Origin of the sequence: Pseudophaeobacter flagellatus (assembly GCF_021228235.1) — a bacterium.
GTDB lineage: Bacteria > Pseudomonadota > Alphaproteobacteria > Rhodobacterales > Rhodobacteraceae > Pseudophaeobacter > Pseudophaeobacter flagellatus.
Map to the genome: position 1 here is coordinate 107,859 of NZ_JAJQRG010000010.1, position 16,574 is coordinate 124,432.

A 16,574-nucleotide genomic window follows, 5' to 3' on the forward strand; every position below is an offset into this window, starting at 1 on the left:
AAATGGCGTTGCAGCGCAGCAACGCTGCCCGATCTCACACATTTCGGGTATTTTTGGCCTTTGCTCGCAGGGCTATTTATGCGATGCGTTCACGCCTGAACACACATTAACCCAGACGCCATCCCGCCATGACACCGCCCGACACACCCGCCACGCCAAACGAGGAAGACCAGATCTTCCGCCTCCTGCGCCAGCTTGATCTGGCACCGGAAGCGTCACAGCGCGCCACTGCAGCAGCGCTGGGTCTCTCTTTGGGGCGATTGAACACACTGTTGCGCAGTGTCGCTGATACCGGGCTGATCACCATAAGCGACAGAGCTGGCCCCGATAAGCGTCAGCGCTTTGCCTACACGCTGACACGACATGGCGCCACTGAAAAAAGACGACTCACCGATCAATTCCTCTCCCGCAAGTTGGCTGAATACGATGTGCTGCACGCGGAACTTACCGGCACAGCAAGCGGCTTGCCCCATATTAAACACAGGACTCATCCAATGCAGAATAACCTGGCTCCTATCCCCGAGCTCTATGTCTCCTATGACTCTGCCCAGAAGCTGAAAACCGAGGCGGGAGAACTGAAAAGCCACGACCTGACCCCGCGCCAGATCTGTGATCTTGAACTGCTGATGAACGGCGGCTTCAACCCGCTGAAAGGCTTCCTGAGCGAGGAAGACTACAACGGTGTTGTGGAAAACATGCGCCTGGCCGACGGCACGCTCTGGCCGATGCCGATCAACCTGGATGTCTCCGAAGAGTTTGCCGCCACGCTAGAAGTGGGCGAAGATATCGCACTGCGCGATCAGGAAGGCGTGATCCTGGCAACCATGACTGTCACCGACAGCTGGACCCCAAACAAAGCGCGCGAAGCCGAAATGGTCTTTGGCGCCGACGATGACGCACACCCTGCGGTCAACTACCTGCACAATCAGGCTGGCAAGATCTATCTGGGCGGCCCTGTCACCGGCATCCAGCAGCCTGTGCACTATGACTTCCGCGCCCGTCGCGACACTCCAAACGAGCTGCGCGCCTATTTCCGCAAGCTGGGCTGGCGCAAGGTCGTGGCCTTCCAGACCCGCAACCCGCTGCACCGCGCCCACCAGGAACTGACTTTCCGCGCCGCGCGTGAAGCCCAGGCCAACCTGCTGATCCATCCGGTTGTCGGCATGACCAAACCCGGCGATGTCGATCACTTTACCCGCGTGCGCTGCTACGAGGCCGTGCTGGACAAATACCCCACGTCCACCACCTCGATGAGCCTGCTGAACCTGGCGATGCGTATGGCAGGCCCCCGCGAAGCGGTCTGGCACGGGTTGATCCGCAGAAACCACGGCTGCACCCATTTCATCGTTGGTCGCGACCACGCAGGCCCCGGCAAGAACTCGGCCGGTGAAGATTTCTACGGCCCCTATGATGCGCAGGACCTGTTCCGCACCCATCAGGAAGAAATGGGCATCGAAATGGTCGATTTCAAACATATGGTTTGGGTGTCCGAGCGCGCCCAATACGAAGCCATCGACGAGATCGAAGACAAGGATGACGTTACCATCCTCAACATTTCCGGCACCGAGCTGCGCCGCCGCCTGTCCGAGGGCCTGGAGATCCCCGAGTGGTTCTCCTTCCCCGAAGTGGTCAAGGAACTGCGCCGCACCAAGCCACCGCGCTCTAAGCAGGGCTTTACCGTCTTCCTGACCGGCCTGTCCGGATCAGGCAAATCCACCATCGCCAACGCGCTGATGATCAAGCTGATGGAAATGGGCGGCCGCCCCGTGACCCTGCTGGATGGCGATATCGTGCGTAAAAACCTCAGCTCCGAGCTGGGCTTCTCGAAAGAGCACCGCGATCTGAATATCCGTCGCATCGGCTATGTGGCCTCTGAGATCACCAAAAACGGCGGCATCGCCATCTGTGCGCCCATTGCGCCCTACGCCACCACCCGCCGGGCCGTGCGTGAAGATGTCGAAGCCTTTGGTGCCTTTGTTGAAATCCATGTCGCGACCTCGCTGGAAGAATGCGAACGCCGCGACCGCAAGGGCCTGTATAAACTGGCCCGAGAAGGCAAGATCAAAGAGTTCACCGGGATCTCTGACCCCTATGACGTACCCACCAGCCCTGAGCTGAGCGTCGAGACCGAGAACGTCGATGTCGACAACTGCGCGCATCAGGTGCTGTTGAAGCTGGAAAACATGGGTCTGATCTCCGGCTAAGGCGCGATCAATCCCGCCAGTCTGCCGCAGGCAGTCAAACATCAGTGACGCGCGTTCCTTTTGATGAAGGGGCGCGCGTTATTTTATGGTATTCTCCGCGGCATTCACGCTTTCGTGTAGGCGGATTTCCACCTAAGCTAGGCCTATTCATAGGTAAAGATACAGATGGCCCAGCAGATTAAGACACATGTTTTCACCGATATCGCCCCAATTTCGTTTCTCAAACAGGCACCCGGCGGGCTATCACAAATTGGGAATGTCAGGTTCACCTTTGGCTCCACCGTCCCGGAAGATACCGATGTCCTGATCGCCTTTAACCGCGCCTCCTACACAATCAAGAGCCGGGTGCCGCGTGAACGCAGCATCTTTATCGCAGCGGAACCGGATGTCATTCATCCCTATAGCTGCCGCTTTCTCAATCAGTTTGGCCTGGCCCTGACCACCACGGACAAACCGCTGACCACCAAGAAATGGCACCGGGCCGTCTGCTGGTATTGGTGGGTTGGTACGGATTTCTCCGGTCAGCGCGCGCCGCATGGCTATGACTGGTTCAAGGATCTTGCCATCCCAGAGAAACAAGACAAAATCGCGATCGTCACCTCGAACAAGGTCTATACGGAATTTCACCGCAAGCGCATGCGCTTTGTTGAGGCCATGACCCAGCTGATCCCTGAACATATCGAACTATACGGTCGCGGCTTCACCCCGATTGATGACAAGGCCGATGCGCTGCTGCCCAACAAATACAATCTTGCGATTGAAAACGGCAAAGGCCCACATGTCTGGACAGAGAAGCTCACCGATCCCTGGCTGTGCTGGTCCTTTCCCTTCTATGCCGGCTGCAACAACGTGCCCGAGTATTTCCCAGAAGACAGCTTTGCGACCCTGGACCTTAGCAACCCGGAAGAGGAAGCCCGGCGCATGGTCCGCGATATGCAAAATGGCCGCTGGGAAAGCGCCCAGTCAGCCATTCGCACCGCCCGAGACAAGGTTCTGGAAGAAGAAAACATCATGCAGCTGATGATGCGCCTGTCGCACCAGGCCATGGCGCAGCCGGTGCAACCTGACGAGCTCAGGGAAAATTACATCTGGTCAGAACGTTCCCTATGGCCGGAAAAGGGATGCCGTGGCTCGTTTGGCGAATGGATTTTTCGCAACGCGATCCTTATGTTCGACCCCGAGGCCGAGCTGAAAACCCAGGGGCTGCGCCGCGCCTGGGACCGCCAGAAATCCAAACGCCGCACAGAACGCGACGCCCAGCATCTGAAGCGGGGTTAGGCAGAATCCGGCAGATCCACCGTGCCGCGCATCAGCACAAACCCCGTACCCGCAACCCGGATCCCCAGCGGGGCCTCCGCGGGGCCAACCAGGCTGATACGCGCCTGGCCGGGGCGGCCCATGCCATGGCCCTGCTCGGCCACAAAGCTATCTTTCTGCATCAGGCCATTGCGCCACAGATAGGCACCCATCGCACCGCTGGCAGAGCCGGTGAACGGATCTTCCGGCGGGCTAGGGGGCGCCATCAGCAGCCGCGCATAGGTATCGCCGCCTTCGGTGGCCCCCTGCAGGGCCACCAGAAACGGCTCCATCATATCAATGCCGTCTGCCCCCAGCGCCTGGCCCAGCTTGGCCAGCGCCGGAAGGTCAAGGCGCGCCTGCGCCAATGCGCTGTGATCTTTGAGCACGGTAATACAGAAGGGCAATCCCGTTGACACTTTTTGTGGTGCGCCCAGAATGGCCTCGACCGGCAAGGAAATTGCCGCCGCCACCAGGGCAGGATCGGGTTTTGGACCAAACTCTGGCGCGATCTGGGTCATTTCAATCTGATCGCCCGCAATGGTCACCGGCACGATCCCGGCACCGGTTTCCAGACGGATCTGACCGTCGCCAATCAGCCCACGGTCGCGCAGGGCGGCCACAGTGGCAATTGTGGGATGGCCGGCAAAGGGGATCTCGCGGCTGGCCAGGAAATAGCGCACCTGAAGGTCTGCCACCTCAGAGGGGCCGGTGAAGGTGCATTCCACCAAAGACGTCTCGCGCACATAGGCGGTGCAGATATCTACCGGCAAATGCGCGCCACCATGGACCACCGCACAGCCATTGCCGCCAAAGGCACGATCCGAAAACGCATCGACCCAATCAAAATCATATCTGCTCATCATGCCCCACCTGTTTGGCTGACTTTTGCCAGAGCATAACACAACGAGGAGACCTGAAAACCATCTCGGGTCTTCGCAAATAATAGCGCCCCCTCCGATGAGAGGGCGCACAGGTATTTTGAGGCCAGAACCTACAGGCGTTTTAAGGCCGGAGCCTAGTGTACAGCAACCGGAGACAGATCATTCTGACGCGCCAGCAAGAATGCCAGCTTCCGGTCAGTGACAACTGCCAGCTGCTCGCCCTCGGAATCATGCACGGCATAGAGCAGATCGCGCCCTTCGGCATTGGCCTGCACGTCCTCAGGCAGATCACAAACCGCGACCGCTTTGACGTAGACGGTGCGCGGGCCGGTGGTATTGGTGTCAAATGGCGTTTGCATTGCTCTTACCCCTTTTTGATATTGATCGTCTGAACCACAGTTTCCGGACGGGAGCGTGTGAGATCAACGTGCAACAGCCCGTTCTCCATCACCGCCTCGCCCACATCGACGCCATCCGCCAGCACAAACATGCGCTGAAACTGGCGCGCCGCGATTCCCCGGTGCAAAAAGACCCGCCCGTCACCGTCATCGCCCTGACGGCCACGGATCACCAGCTGGCGATCTTCGACGGTGATCGCAAGATCAGACTCGGCAAAGCCTGCCACCGCAAGGGTGATACGATAGGAAAAGTCGGAAGTTTGTTCAATATTATAAGGTGGATAACCCTCATTTCCGGATTTCGCAGAGCGTTCCAGCAGGCGTTCCAACTGTTCAAACCCCAGCATATGCGGGTATGAACCCAAGGTGAGTTTCGACACGTATATCGTCCTTTTGCTTCAAAGCGACGTTGATCCACAGTCCCTGAGCGGCAACTGCGTGATTAGAATATGGTGACTTATATAGAATTCTCAAGTCTCTGACCGCTAGGTCTAGCGGAAAAGGCGTTAAGGAAGTACCTTAGCCCTCCCGGTTCCCTTATGGTTTGAGTCGCCCATGAACGCTTCTGCTGATATGTCAATGAAGAACGACGAGGTTCTCACAGTCGAGCTGGAAGTCTTTCGCAGACAGCACCGCGATCTGGATGAGGCCATCACCGCCCTGCAGGAACGTGGCACCAGCGATCAACTGACAATCCGACGGCTGAAAAAGCAAAAGCTTGGCCTTAAAGACAAGATCTCGCAGATCGAAGATCGGCTGACACCCGATATCATCGCCTGACGTCACGGCCGGACCAGCCGCGCCATGACGACTTGCCCCCGATGGCCGCCCCTCGCTCGCCTGGGTGCCGGGTTTGGATAGGGTTACCTCTATGGGGTTCAGCCCAAGCTGGCCTCTGCACGGCCCGGCCTTTTCAAAGGCAGGCCGCCCTCTATAGCACTTCCCCGCATTGTCGCATTGCACCATGGGCAAGTTTGACTATAGTGCGCACTCCTTCCACCCCAGCAGTCTTCCCCGCGCGGAATCTGCGGCATGACAGGACAAAACACATGCCAAGCACCCCCAGCGATATCAAAGTGGGCATCATCATGGGCAGCCAGTCCGACTGGCCCACCCTGAAAGAGGCCGCCACGCTTCTCGATGAACTCGGCATCCCCTACGAGGCCAAGATCGTATCGGCACACCGCACCCCGGATCGGCTCTGGTCCTATGGTAAATCGGCAGCTGATCGCGGCCTGCAGGTGATCATTGCGGGTGCCGGAGGGGCAGCACATCTGCCAGGCATGGTGGCCTCAAAAACGCGGGTGCCGGTTGTTGGCGTGCCAGTTCAGACCCGCGCCCTATCAGGGGTGGATTCGCTCTACTCCATCGTACAGATGCCCAAGGGCTTTCCCGTAGCGACCATGGCCATCGGTGCCGCCGGCGCCGCCAATGCAGGGCTGATGGCTGCGGGCATTCTGGCACTGCAGGACCCGGCCCTGGCCGAACGGCTGGATGCCTGGCGCGCGGCGCTGTCGGCCTCTATCCCAGAGGAACCCGTCGATGACTGATGCATTGAAACCCGGGGCCACCATTGGCATCCTTGGCGGCGGCCAACTGGGGCGCATGCTCTCGGTTGCGGCGGCGCGGCTTGGCTTCAAGACCCATATCTTTGAGCCCGGTGCCAATCCCCCCGCAGGCCAGGTTGCCGATCAGGTGACCACCGCCGGCTATGAAGACACCGAAGCGCTCCTGCGCTTTGCCAATGCGGTGGATGTGGTCACCTATGAATTTGAAAACATCCCCACCGCCGCGCTGGATACCCTGGAGGCGCTTCGCCCCATTCGGCCCGGTCGCGAGGCGCTGCGGATTTCACAGGACCGCCTGACCGAAAAGACCTTTCTGCAGGGGCTGGATCTGAAAATCGCCGCCTTTGCCGATATCACCGATACCGCCAGCCTAGACGCCGCGCTGGCCGAAATCGGCACACCTGCGATCCTCAAGACCCGGCGCTTTGGCTATGATGGCAAGGGCCAGGCCCGTATCATGTCGCCCGACCAGGCGGGCGAAGCGCTGGAGGCCATGGCGGGCGCGCCATCTGTGCTGGAAGGCTTTGTGGACTTCAGTCACGAAGTCTCTGTCATCGCAGCGCGCGGCATCACGGGTGACGTCGCCTGCTATGACCCCGGCGAGAATGTGCACCGCGATGGTATCCTGCACACCACCACCGTGCCTGCACGCCTCAGCGCGGGGCAGCGGATGGATGCAGTGCTGCTTGCCGCCAAGGTCCTGAACGCGCTGGACTATATCGGCGTACTAGGGGTTGAACTCTTTGTCACCCAACAGGGACTTGTGGTGAATGAAATCGCGCCACGGGTGCATAACTCCGGTCACTGGACGCAGAATGGCTGCGCGGTTGATCAGTTTGAACAACATATCCGCGCGGTCGCTGGCTGGCCGCTCGGCGACGGGCAACGACATGCGGATGTGGTGATGGAAAACCTTATCGGCGACGATATGGACCGCCTGCCCGAACTGGCGAAAGAGCGCGACTGCGCCCTGCACCTATACGGCAAGGCCGAGGCCAAGCAGGGCCGCAAGATGGCCCATGTGAACCGGATCATCCGCGCGCAAAAGTAACATCCCTGTCATGGCATGTGCCAAGCGCCCGCTCTCGGCTGAAGGCGGGCGCTTGGTCTTCCGGCGCAGACAGACAAACCTGATCTGCGCCAACCTACCCGATGAACCGTGTTGCGATCTCGCCAGACATATAGCTGAACTGCCCGCCCGATAGCGTGGCCGCAACCCGCTCGCTTGCCCTGTCCAGGATCACCATATCGGCGCGTTTTCCCAGGGAGAAATCCCCCCGATCCGAAAGCCCCAGCAGCTGCGCAGGCCCGGAAGAGACCAGGCCCCAGGCCGCGCCCAAATCCAGCAGCCCGGCCCGCGCCAGCATCAGGGCCGCGCGACGTGGGCTGGGATAATGGTAATCCGAGGCCAGCGCATCACAGAGCCCCATGGCAATCAGATCCAGCGCCGAGGCATTGCCCTTGTGCGAGCCACCGCGAACCACATTGGGCGCGCCCAGAATGATATGATCGCCGCCTGCCCGCGCCGCCTCGGCGGCCTCTTGCGTTTCGGGAAACTCGGAAATCAAGGCGCCGCGGGCGCGCCATATGGCGCGGTCCTGCGCGGTCTGGTCATCATGGCTGCCGATGCGCAGTTCCTGTTCGTGCAACTGCGTACAAAGCGCCTCGAGGGCGGCGGGGACTTCGCCGCTGCGGCGGTGCATCTCTAGCAGCATCTCAAAATGCTTATCAGGATTGCGTCCTGCCTTCAGCGCTTGTCCGGTCAGTCGGGGCGGCTTTTTGCCCTGGGCCAGACGATCATGCGGCAGGTGATCGTTGAAAACAATATATGACACGGCCCAGTCCGCAATTTTCTGCGGCAGCGCTGCGTAGTCGTCCAGCATATGGGTTTCAAAACGCAGCTGCGGAATCAAATCGGTCACCAGATCGGCGCGAACCTCTGCCAGGGCGGTAAAGACCTGGGCTGCGTAGTCAGGACTGCGCAGCCCCCCTTCCCAGCTGTGAAACTGGGCCAGAACCGCCGTGGTGATGCCATTGGCGGCCAGCTCTGCCTCGGTGGCGACAACCCCTTCGGCCATCTGCTTCATTGCGCCGCGTCGGGGCGCCAGGTGGCGTTCAAACCCGTCGCCATGGGCGTCAATGATGCCCGGCAGCAGCAGATAACCCGACAGATCGACCGCACGACCAGAGCCGCCCGCGCTGATCCGCCCCTGTGCCAGACCAATTTCGCCGTTGCGCTCCAGCCCCGCCGGGGTCAGCACATCACCGCCCTGCAGGCGCAGCTCTTGCAATGTCATCGGTCTATGCCCTTCTATCTGATTTTCGGCAGCGCATAGCCACAGTCCGCGCCAAGGCAGGTTCCCTCCATCACCTCGGACAGGCCCTCTATCCAGGTGATTTCCGGGTCAAATGCGCCCTGCTCGATAAACTGTAGCACCTGGGTCATGACCAGGGGATCATTCATCATAAAGGTATGGGTAACAGGCAGTGTCAGATGATCGAGCATGCCGGCAACCTTCGTACTCTCGACAGAGACCTTGCCGTCATCATCACCAGGAATCATCGCCGAAAACACCGGGCTGATAGATCTGGTTCCAGCGATGACGCCCAGGGGGAAATCTACTGGCGGCAGGTGTTTTGGCAGGCTGTCACGGCCAGTGCCAAGGCTGCCGCCCGCCGGCCCGTTGATCATGCCAAAGACAGCCCAGTCACCCAGCTCATCCACCACTTCGCTGCCTTGGTTCGGCGGCCCCAGCATCACGCTACGCCCCAGGTTTGCAGGCCGGTGCGCCGGATCCTGCAGGTGATAGCGCAGCAAAATACCACCCATGGAATGGGTAACAAAATGGATTGGCTGATCGCTGCCACAGGCCGCGATAGTGGCGGGCAGGGTCTGCTCCGCCAGCTCTGCGATGGTGTATTCTGTAGAAGGGTAGCCTGGGACTTCCACTTGGTAGCCACGTTTTTCCAGCACCTGCTCCAGCACCATAAAAGAGCTCTCGGTGCGGGCCAGCCCATGCAGCAGCACGACACAATCCGCCGCTGCCGGATCCGGGGTCAGCTGGGTCACCAACAGCAGAGCCGCCGGTACAAGGGTTTTGGTCAAACGTTGCACACCCTTCAGATAGGCGCTTGCACGGGATGAGAAAACCCCAAATCAGGCCCTTTTGAAACTGGCCAGCCTTGGCGCCCAGATCACCAAGGCAATGCCGGCCAGCACCCCAAGCGTGCCCAGAACCAGTCGCAGCCCCAGGGGCTCACTCAACCAGATCACGCCGCCAAGGATGGCAATCACCGGGACGCTCAGCTGAATTGTGGCAGCCACGGCGGGCTGCAGCTGCGGTAGGACCCGATACCATAGCGCATAGCCCAGCCCCGAGGTCACCGCGCCGGAAAGAACCGCCAGCGCAATCCCCGGTGCAGAAATCACCGCCTCAACCTGGAACAGCCAGACAAAGGGCAGCATCAGCCCGGTGGCCCAAAGAAAATTGACCGCACTGGCCGCAATCGGATCGCGCACGCCGCGCCCCAGCAGGCTATAGGCGGCCCAGCCAAGCCCGCTAAGTGCCATGAGGCCCGCCTCCCATAGTGGCACCTGCAGCTTCTGGTCCGGCCAGACCACATAGGCAAGGGCTATAAAGGCCAGCCCTGCACCCGCCAATTGCCCCGCCCCAACCCGGTTGCCACGCAGCGCCCCCCAGCCAAACATAGCGATCTGTACCACACCAAACAGAACCAAGGCCCCAAGCCCTGCATCAAGCCCCTGATAGGCCAGACAAAACCCAATCATATATAGCGTCAGTGCCGCACCGCCTCGAAGACTGGCCCAAAGCGGCTGTCGCAGCCCGTGACCGCGCAACAGGCACAGCCCCGACAACATCACAGCGCCTGCGGCCAGCCGCAAAAGCCCAAAGCCTAGCGCATCCATATAGCCCCAGCTGATCGCCATCCGGCCAAGCACCGAATTGGCCGCAAAGGCAATCAAGACAAGAAGAACAAGAAAGATCAGCTGCATCACCGGACCTCGCGCGGGCCGGGCATTCCGGCACAGATATGTCATATCAGTAGATCGCTATCCCAGGGGGCACGGCAGGGCAACCATCCTCGCAGCCCTGTGAAGCGGTAAGGAAGGGCATCTCGGCAGGACTGCGCGCGCAACAAAAAGGGGGCCGCCCAAAGGCGACCCCCAATTCATCCGGTAGGATGGCGTGATTTACATCATGCCGCCCATGCCGCCCATGCCGCCCATGTCGGGCATGCCGCCGCCGGCTGCGCCGCCGTCTTTGGATGGCTTGTCCGCAATCATGGCTTCGGTGGTGATCAGCAGACCAGCAATCGAGGCTGCATCTTCCAGCGCGGTCCGGGCCACTTTGGCAGGATCGATCACACCAAAGGCGAACATATCGCCATATTCTTCGGTCTGAGCGTTGAAGCCAAAGTTCTTGTCGTCGCTTTCGCGTACTTTGCCAGCAACCACGGCACCATCAACACCGGCGTTTTCGGCGATCTGACGCAGAGGTGCTTCGATCGCTTTACGCACGATAACGATACCCGCAGTCTGGTCAGCGTTTCCGCCTTCCATGCCGTAGAGTGCTTTACCGGCCTGAACCAGAGCAACACCACCACCAACGATGACGCCTTCCTGCACAGCAGCGCGGGTTGCGTTCAGGGCATCGTCAACGCGGTCTTTGCGCTCTTTCACTTCGGTTTCAGTCATGCCACCAACGCGGATCACAGCAACACCGCCTGCCAGTTTGGCAACGCGTTCCTGCAGCTTTTCACGATCGTAATCAGACGTGGTTTCTTCAATCTGAGCCCGGATCTGGCTAACGCGGGCTTGGATCTCGGCCTTGGAGCCTGCACCGTCAACGATGGTTGTTTCGTCTTTGGTGATTTCGACTTTCTTGGCGGTGCCCAGCATGTCCATGGTAACGGACTCGAGCTTCATACCCAGATCTTCGGAGATCACCTGACCGCCGGTCAGAATGGCCAGATCCTGCATCATGGCTTTACGGCGATCGCCGAAACCAGGTGCTTTCACAGCCGCAATCTTCAGGCCGCCGCGCAGTTTGTTGACAACCAGAGTTGCCAGCGCTTCGCCTTCGACGTCTTCTGCAATGATCAGCAGAGGCTTCTGCGACTGGATCACCTGCTCAAGCAGAGGCACCATCGCCTGCAGCGAGGACAGCTTCTTCTCGTGCAGCAGGATCATGCAGTCTTCGAGTTCTGCAACCATCTTATCAGCGTTGGTCACAAAATAAGGCGACAGGTAGCCGCGATCGAACTGCATGCCTTCGACAACAGTGGTCTCGGTTTCCAGACCCTTGTTTTCTTCAACAGTGATCACGCCTTCGTTGCCGACTTTCTGCATCGCGTCAGCAATCTGCTGGCCGATTTCAGATTCGCCGTTGGCGGAGATGGTGCCAACCTGTGCAACTTCTGCGGAGTCCTTGACTTCGCGGGCCATGTCTTTGATGCCTGCAACAACCTTGGCTGTTGCCAGGTCGATGCCGCGCTTCAGGTCCATTGGGTTCAGGCCGGCTGCAACTTGCTTCAGGCCTTCCTTGACGATGGCCTGGGCCAGAACGGTGGCGGTGGTGGTGCCGTCGCCCGCTTCGTCGTTGGTGCGGGAAGCAACTTCCTTCACCATCTGGGCGCCCATGTTTTCGAACTTGTCTTCCAGTTCGATTTCCTTGGCAACCGACACACCGTCTTTGGTGATGCGTGGTGCGCCAAAGCTCTTGTCCAGAACCACGTTACGGCCTTTGGGGCCCAGGGTTACCTTGACAGCATCGGCCAGGATGTTGACGCCGGCCAACATACGGTTACGGGCATCGGTGTCAAATTTGACGTCCTTAGCAGCCATAGTTCATTCTCCTCGAGAAAAATCTTTGTAAATAAGCGTGATATGAGATCAGAGAAGCTGCGTCGCTTACTCGATGATACCCATGATGTCGCTTTCCTTCATCATCAGCAGCTCTTCGCCGTCGATGGTGACTTCGGTGCCGGACCATTTGCCAAACAGGATCTTGTCGCCAACCGAAACGGCCATTGCGATCAGTTCACCGCTGTCCTTGCGTGCGCCTTCGCCAGTTGCGACGACTTGGCCTTCGCTGGGCTTTTCTTTGGCGGATTCAGGGATGATCAACCCACCAGAGGTTTTTTCTTCGCTTTCGGTGCGACGAACCAACACGCGGTCGTGGAGTGGTTTCAAGGCCATCTTTGCAGCTCCTTTATAGGCTCAAAGGTTGTTATCTCTATTCCCTCCTGCTCGTTGCAGGAGGCATTATCACTCAAGACTGGTGAGTGCTAACGATCGAATAGCTAGGAGCCAAAACAGAGTGAGTCAACCACTGGATTCATTTTTCTTGCATCCGCCGCGCAAAGAGGAAGCAACGCAGCCAGTCGCGCCATACACCGCGCAGCCAGTCGCGCCATACACCGCCAGGCCCAGCGCCAAGTCCCACCGACGAATTCACCCAAGCCCAGCGCCAAAAATATAAAACCTAATATATTGTAATATATTATAAAATATCAGTTTCCGGTGAAATCATAAGGACTGCATTCTTCCATCCCCCCCCGCCTCTTGGTCCAGAGCCTGCGCCTGATGCGCCCGCTTGGGCATTAGTCACCACTGGTGCCTTCCCAGCTATAGGCCCAGTGCTTCAGCCCGGTGCTGCCGGCCTCGGTCAGTTGATAAATGCCCGTCGCCACCCGCTCAAACCAGCCATAGTGATTGGCCGCCATCACCGCCGTGGCCCGGGCAACCTCCGTGGCCTTTGCCACCTCGGATCCTTTGGTGGCCCCTGCTTCGGCCAGATAGGCAGCACAGCGCAGGGCGTCCTGGCGATAGGCGGTGACAATGCCGTGCCGGGTGGCTCCGCCTGCATTGGGATCGCCGCGCAGGCGCTCAAATTCTCGCAGCAGCCGTTGCTGGCGTTTTTTCGATTTGCGCGCCACATAGGGGCCGGGGTCGCAGTGAACCTCGCAGCGGCCATCTGGCAGCACGGTGATAAGTCCGAGCGCCAGGCGGCGACACAAGGCCAGATTATCCTTCAGCATACGCCGCGCCTGTCGCCCCTTGGGACGCGGCACCGCGATATAGACCAGATCCGTCACCAACTGGCGGGTCACCGCCTGATGAAACAGCGACAGTGAAAACCGCAGCTTCAGTTCGACAATCACCGGATCCTCTTGCCCGCGCCGTGCCATCACATCCGCCGCCCCGACCTCCCCTTTGACCTCATAGCCCTGGGATTGCAGCAGCGCCTTAACAGGCGGATATAGTTGATCTTCACGCTCCATGCGCGCGACCATAACCGCAGGTTTGGCAAAACAACATAGCAGCGCAGCCCCTGCGCCTGCGTGCCGGGCGGTTTTGCAGGTACAGTCCGGCGCGCAAGCCATGCACAGGGCTAAGCGCCGCATTGCAGCCTTGGTGGGGTGACAAGTGGTTTCACCCTGCTATAAGGCGGCCAAACTCCCCTTTGTTCACAGGATAGCATCATGACCGTCCAAGTTTTTGGCCATAAATCCCCCGATACCGATTCCACAGGGTCCCCCATCGTCTGGGCCTGGTACCTGAACGAGATCAAAGGCATCGCCGCAGAAGCCAAGCTGCTGGGTGAACCCAATACCGAAGCCGCCTTCATGTTGCAGCGTTGGGGCCTGGACAAGCCCGCGATCATCGCCGATGTGGCCGACGATCAGGCTGTTGTCATTGTTGACACCAATAACCCTGCTGAACTGCCCGCCAATATCAATGGCGCCGATATCCAGGCCATCATCGACCACCACAAACTGGTCGGCGGCCTGGAAACCAAAGGGCCCATCGACATCACCATTCGTCCGCTGGCATGCACCGCCACCATCATGCATGACCTGATCGGCGACGATATGGCCAAGATGCCCGAGGCCGTCAAAGGCGCGGCGCTGACCTGCATCCTGTCGGACACGCTGGAATTCCGCTCTCCCACCACCACCGATCACGACCGTGCCGTTGCTGAAAAGCTGGCCGCGGATCTGGGCATCGACATCGCCGCCTATGCCGCCGATATGTTTGCCGCCAAATCCGATGTGTCGTCCTTCTCGGATGCTGAACTGCTGCGCATGGACAGCAAGGAATACGCCGTAGAAGGCACCAAGTTCCGCGTTTCGGTGCTGGAAACCACCTCTCCGGCCGTGGTGCTGGACCGCAAGGCTAGCCTGATGGAGACCATGACAAGCGTTGCCAGTGAAGATGGCGTCGATCAGGTGCTGCTGTTTGTCGTTGATATCCTTAACGAAGAGGCAACCCTCTTGGTGCCAACCGATCTGGTCAAAGCCGTTGCCGAAAAGAGCTTTGATGTCTCTGTTGCGGGCGATACCGTTGTCCTGCCCGGCGTCATGAGCCGCAAAAAGCAGATCATTCCCAACCTGAAGGTCTGATCGCCTGTCAGTACCCAGATATTGCAGATTTGCAAAGGCACCCTTCCGGGGGTGCCTTTTTTGCATGGGTAGGCCACTAACCGGGCAGATCCCAGGGCCGGCTTTCCCCAGGCGCGGAACCAAAGAGCACCCCGGCAAGCCAGCCCGCAAGATTGGTCGGCAAGACTGGCCAAACCCTTTGCAGTTTGGCATAGCTGTGGCATCGCATCCGTCACCACAAAGGCCAGAGCCCATGACCCAGATCATCACCGCCCTCACAGAGGTCTCTGACCGCTATCAGGCCCTGTTCGTTGATCTCTGGGGCTGTGTCCATAATGGCATCACCGCCTTCCCCGAAGCCGTGGCGGCATTGCAGGCCTACCGGAGTCGGGGCGGCAAGGTGGTGCTGCTGACCAATTCGCCGAAACCGCGCGCCGGGGTGGCCGGGCAGCTGGCCGAATTTGGCGTGCCAGAGGATGCCTATGACACCATCGCCACCTCGGGCGATTCTGCGCGGTCGGCCATGTTTACCGGGGCTGTCGGCTCCAAGGTTTACTTTATGGGCGATTGGCAGCGCGATGCGGGCTTTTTTGAACCGCTGCATGTCATTGATGCCCCCATTGAAATCACCCGCGTTCCCCTGGCCGAGGCCGAGGGCATCGTCTGCTGTGGCCCCTTTGATACCCTGGCCGACCCAGAGGTGAACCGCGCCGATTTCATGCTGGCCAAACAAATGGGCATGAAACTGCTCTGCGCCAATCCCGATATTATCGTGGATCGCGGCGAAACCCGCGAATGGTGCGCCGGCGCGCTGGCAAAGCTTTATACTGAAATGGGGGGCGAAAGCCTGTATTTTGGCAAACCCCATCCGCCCATCTACGATCTCGCCCGCCTCCGCCTGGCAGAGCTGGGCTGCGATATTGCAGATGGTGATATTCTAGCCATTGGCGACGGGCCCCATACCGATGTGGCCGGCGCAATGGGCGAAGGAATTGATTCCCTGTTTATCACCGGCGGGCTGGCGGCCCGTGAAACAAAAACAACAACCCAGCCAGATGCTGCAGCGCTCACCGCCTATCTACAGCAGGAAAACGCGGCGCCAACCTTCAGCATCGGCTTTCTACGGTAACAAAAAACACCTAACTTTCAGAGTTATGGCACATTCCCCTTCGCTCGACACCAGCCTGTCTGGTGTCAAGTTTTCGCGCCATCTCCCCGCTGCACCAGACTGTAGAACCACCGGCACAACCACAAAAACCACTTGATTTTCTGCACCTGCAAAGTAATAAAGTTACCAAATGGCGCATCCTGGCGCTCTAAAATTGCAAGACCGCCTCAACCGGGGTGATCTCATGGAGGGTCAAATGTTGGATAACCTGCCGCGCGGAACCATCTGCATCGAAGACATAGAGATGGGCATGACGCGCTTTGTCCGCAAAGTGATCACCGACAAAGATATCGAGATGTTCTCGCAGGTCTCGACAGATCGCAACCCGGTGCATCTGGATGACGACTACGCCCAGGACACCATCTTTCAGGGACGTATCGCCCATGGCATGCTGACAGCCGGGCTGATTTCTGCCGTCATCGGCGAACAGCTGCCCGGACATGGCACCATCTACATGAGCCAGTCGCTGAAATTTCTCGCCCCTGTGCGCCCCGGCGACCTGGTCTTGGCCGAGGTAGAGGTCACCGATATCGTCATTGATAAACGCCGGGTCAAACTGGATTGCCGCTGCATGGTGGATGGCAAAAAGGTGCTGGTCGGCGAAGCCATGGTCATGGCCCCCTCGCGCAAGTTCGACTGACGCGTCGCCT

At 59.3% G+C, this 16,574-nt stretch carries 17 protein-coding genes; 8 read left to right on the top strand and 9 right to left on the bottom strand.

Annotation, left to right across the window (positions count from 1 at the left end; translation table 11 throughout):
• Positions 1 to 128 precede the first annotated feature (128 nt).
• Both LRK71_RS17130 and LRK71_RS17135 read left to right on the top strand, forming a co-directional pair.
• Complete coding sequence (locus tag LRK71_RS17130) at positions 129 to 2,204, top strand: bifunctional sulfate adenylyltransferase/adenylylsulfate kinase (RefSeq protein ID WP_232405180.1); 2,076 nt, start codon at positions 129 to 131, stop codon at positions 2,202 to 2,204.
• A 165-nt stretch (positions 2,205 to 2,369) separates the two neighbouring features.
• On the top strand, positions 2,370 to 3,482 hold the full coding sequence (locus LRK71_RS17135) for a hypothetical protein (RefSeq protein WP_232405183.1): 1,113 nt from the start codon (positions 2,370 to 2,372) through the stop codon (positions 3,480 to 3,482).
• Here the strand turns inward: LRK71_RS17135 and LRK71_RS17140 are convergent.
• The 3 genes from LRK71_RS17140 to LRK71_RS17150 form a co-directional block, all read right to left on the bottom strand.
• Complete coding sequence (locus tag LRK71_RS17140; protein ID WP_232405184.1) at positions 3,479 to 4,363, bottom strand: PhzF family phenazine biosynthesis protein; 885 nt, start codon at positions 4,361 to 4,363, stop codon at positions 3,479 to 3,481. The genes LRK71_RS17135 and LRK71_RS17140 overlap by 4 nt on opposite strands.
• A gap of 155 nt (positions 4,364 to 4,518) precedes the next feature.
• Complete coding sequence (locus LRK71_RS17145; RefSeq protein ID WP_232405185.1) at positions 4,519 to 4,743, bottom strand: DUF1150 family protein; 225 nt, start codon at positions 4,741 to 4,743, stop codon at positions 4,519 to 4,521.
• A 5-nt stretch (positions 4,744 to 4,748) separates the two neighbouring features.
• Positions 4,749 to 5,162, bottom strand: a complete 414-nt coding sequence (locus LRK71_RS17150; RefSeq protein WP_232405186.1) for an Hsp20 family protein — start codon at positions 5,160 to 5,162, stop codon at positions 4,749 to 4,751.
• Positions 5,163 to 5,337: 175 nt separating this feature from the next.
• Between LRK71_RS17150 and LRK71_RS17155 the strand changes: the two genes are divergently transcribed.
• From LRK71_RS17155 to LRK71_RS17165, 3 genes are all read left to right on the top strand, one after another.
• Positions 5,338 to 5,562, top strand: a complete 225-nt coding sequence (locus LRK71_RS17155) for a YdcH family protein (RefSeq protein ID WP_232405187.1) — start codon at positions 5,338 to 5,340, stop codon at positions 5,560 to 5,562.
• Between the two features lie 269 nt (positions 5,563 to 5,831).
• Positions 5,832 to 6,332 carry a 5-(carboxyamino)imidazole ribonucleotide mutase gene (gene purE, locus LRK71_RS17160; protein WP_232405190.1) on the top strand — a complete coding sequence of 167 codons (501 nt, stop codon included), beginning with the start codon at positions 5,832 to 5,834 and terminating at the stop codon, positions 6,330 to 6,332.
• Positions 6,325 to 7,401, top strand: a complete 1,077-nt coding sequence (locus LRK71_RS17165) for a 5-(carboxyamino)imidazole ribonucleotide synthase (RefSeq protein WP_232405191.1) — start codon at positions 6,325 to 6,327, stop codon at positions 7,399 to 7,401. The genes purE and LRK71_RS17165 overlap by 8 nt, the downstream gene beginning before the upstream one ends.
• A 94-nt stretch (positions 7,402 to 7,495) precedes the next feature.
• Here LRK71_RS17165 and LRK71_RS17170 read toward each other — a convergent pair whose 3' ends face one another.
• The 6 genes from LRK71_RS17170 to LRK71_RS17195 all read right to left on the bottom strand — a co-directional run bounded on the left by LRK71_RS17170 (position 7,496) and on the right by LRK71_RS17195 (position 13,655).
• A complete protein-coding gene (locus tag LRK71_RS17170) occupies positions 7,496 to 8,647 on the bottom strand; it encodes an alpha-D-ribose 1-methylphosphonate 5-triphosphate diphosphatase (protein WP_232405192.1) in 1,152 nt (383 codons plus the stop codon).
• Between the two features lie 14 nt (positions 8,648 to 8,661).
• A complete protein-coding gene (locus LRK71_RS17175) occupies positions 8,662 to 9,456 on the bottom strand; it encodes an esterase/lipase family protein (RefSeq protein WP_232405193.1) in 795 nt (264 codons plus the stop codon).
• A gap of 51 nt (positions 9,457 to 9,507) precedes the next feature.
• Entirely contained in the window at positions 9,508 to 10,365 is an 858-nt protein-coding gene (locus LRK71_RS17180) for a DMT family transporter (protein WP_232405194.1), read from the bottom strand.
• Positions 10,366 to 10,563: 198 nt separating this feature from the next.
• A complete protein-coding gene (gene groL / locus LRK71_RS17185; protein WP_232405195.1) occupies positions 10,564 to 12,216 on the bottom strand; it encodes a chaperonin GroEL in 1,653 nt (550 codons plus the stop codon).
• A 66-nt stretch (positions 12,217 to 12,282) separates the two neighbouring features.
• Positions 12,283 to 12,570 (bottom strand): co-chaperone GroES, encoded by a 288-nt coding sequence (locus LRK71_RS17190; RefSeq protein ID WP_232405196.1) that lies wholly within the window; start codon positions 12,568 to 12,570, stop codon positions 12,283 to 12,285.
• Between the two features lie 404 nt (positions 12,571 to 12,974).
• Positions 12,975 to 13,655 (bottom strand): DUF2161 domain-containing phosphodiesterase, encoded by a 681-nt coding sequence (locus LRK71_RS17195; protein WP_232405197.1) that lies wholly within the window; start codon positions 13,653 to 13,655, stop codon positions 12,975 to 12,977.
• 201 nt (positions 13,656 to 13,856) lie between these two features.
• On the opposite strand from LRK71_RS17195, the gene LRK71_RS17200 reads away from it, so the two are divergent.
• The 3 genes from LRK71_RS17200 (at position 13,857) to LRK71_RS17210 (ending at position 16,564) form a co-directional block, all read left to right on the top strand.
• Positions 13,857 to 14,777, top strand: coding sequence for a manganese-dependent inorganic pyrophosphatase (locus LRK71_RS17200; RefSeq protein ID WP_232405198.1), 921 nt, complete (start codon positions 13,857 to 13,859; stop codon positions 14,775 to 14,777).
• Positions 14,778 to 15,009: 232 nt separating this feature from the next.
• Positions 15,010 to 15,885 carry a TIGR01459 family HAD-type hydrolase gene (locus LRK71_RS17205; protein ID WP_232405199.1) on the top strand — a complete coding sequence of 292 codons (876 nt, stop codon included), beginning with the start codon at positions 15,010 to 15,012 and terminating at the stop codon, positions 15,883 to 15,885.
• A gap of 235 nt (positions 15,886 to 16,120) precedes the next feature.
• Complete coding sequence (locus LRK71_RS17210) at positions 16,121 to 16,564, top strand: MaoC family dehydratase (protein WP_232405200.1); 444 nt, start codon at positions 16,121 to 16,123, stop codon at positions 16,562 to 16,564.
• The last annotated feature ends 10 nt before the right edge of the window (positions 16,565 to 16,574 follow it).

Coding starts and splice junctions, on each gene's coding strand:
- LRK71_RS17130 (WP_232405180.1), top strand. CDS start 129: ATGACACCGCCCGACACACCCGCCACGCCAAACGAGGAAGACCAGATC.
- LRK71_RS17135 (WP_232405183.1), top strand. CDS start 2,370: ATGGCCCAGCAGATTAAGACACATGTTTTCACCGATATCGCCCCAATT.
- LRK71_RS17140 (WP_232405184.1), bottom strand. CDS start 4,363: ATGAGCAGATATGATTTTGATTGGGTCGATGCGTTTTCGGATCGTGCC.
- LRK71_RS17145 (WP_232405185.1), bottom strand. CDS start 4,743: ATGCAAACGCCATTTGACACCAATACCACCGGCCCGCGCACCGTCTAC.
- LRK71_RS17155 (WP_232405187.1), top strand. CDS start 5,338: ATGAACGCTTCTGCTGATATGTCAATGAAGAACGACGAGGTTCTCACA.
- purE (WP_232405190.1), top strand. CDS start 5,832: ATGCCAAGCACCCCCAGCGATATCAAAGTGGGCATCATCATGGGCAGC.
- LRK71_RS17165 (WP_232405191.1), top strand. CDS start 6,325: ATGACTGATGCATTGAAACCCGGGGCCACCATTGGCATCCTTGGCGGC.
- LRK71_RS17170 (WP_232405192.1), bottom strand. CDS start 8,647: ATGACATTGCAAGAGCTGCGCCTGCAGGGCGGTGATGTGCTGACCCCG.
- LRK71_RS17180 (WP_232405194.1), bottom strand. CDS start 10,365: ATGCAGCTGATCTTTCTTGTTCTTCTTGTCTTGATTGCCTTTGCGGCC.
- groL (WP_232405195.1), bottom strand. CDS start 12,216: ATGGCTGCTAAGGACGTCAAATTTGACACCGATGCCCGTAACCGTATG.
- LRK71_RS17190 (WP_232405196.1), bottom strand. CDS start 12,570: ATGGCCTTGAAACCACTCCACGACCGCGTGTTGGTTCGTCGCACCGAA.
- LRK71_RS17195 (WP_232405197.1), bottom strand. CDS start 13,655: ATGGAGCGTGAAGATCAACTATATCCGCCTGTTAAGGCGCTGCTGCAA.
- LRK71_RS17200 (WP_232405198.1), top strand. CDS start 13,857: ATGACCGTCCAAGTTTTTGGCCATAAATCCCCCGATACCGATTCCACA.
- LRK71_RS17205 (WP_232405199.1), top strand. CDS start 15,010: ATGACCCAGATCATCACCGCCCTCACAGAGGTCTCTGACCGCTATCAG.
- LRK71_RS17210 (WP_232405200.1), top strand. CDS start 16,121: ATGTTGGATAACCTGCCGCGCGGAACCATCTGCATCGAAGACATAGAG.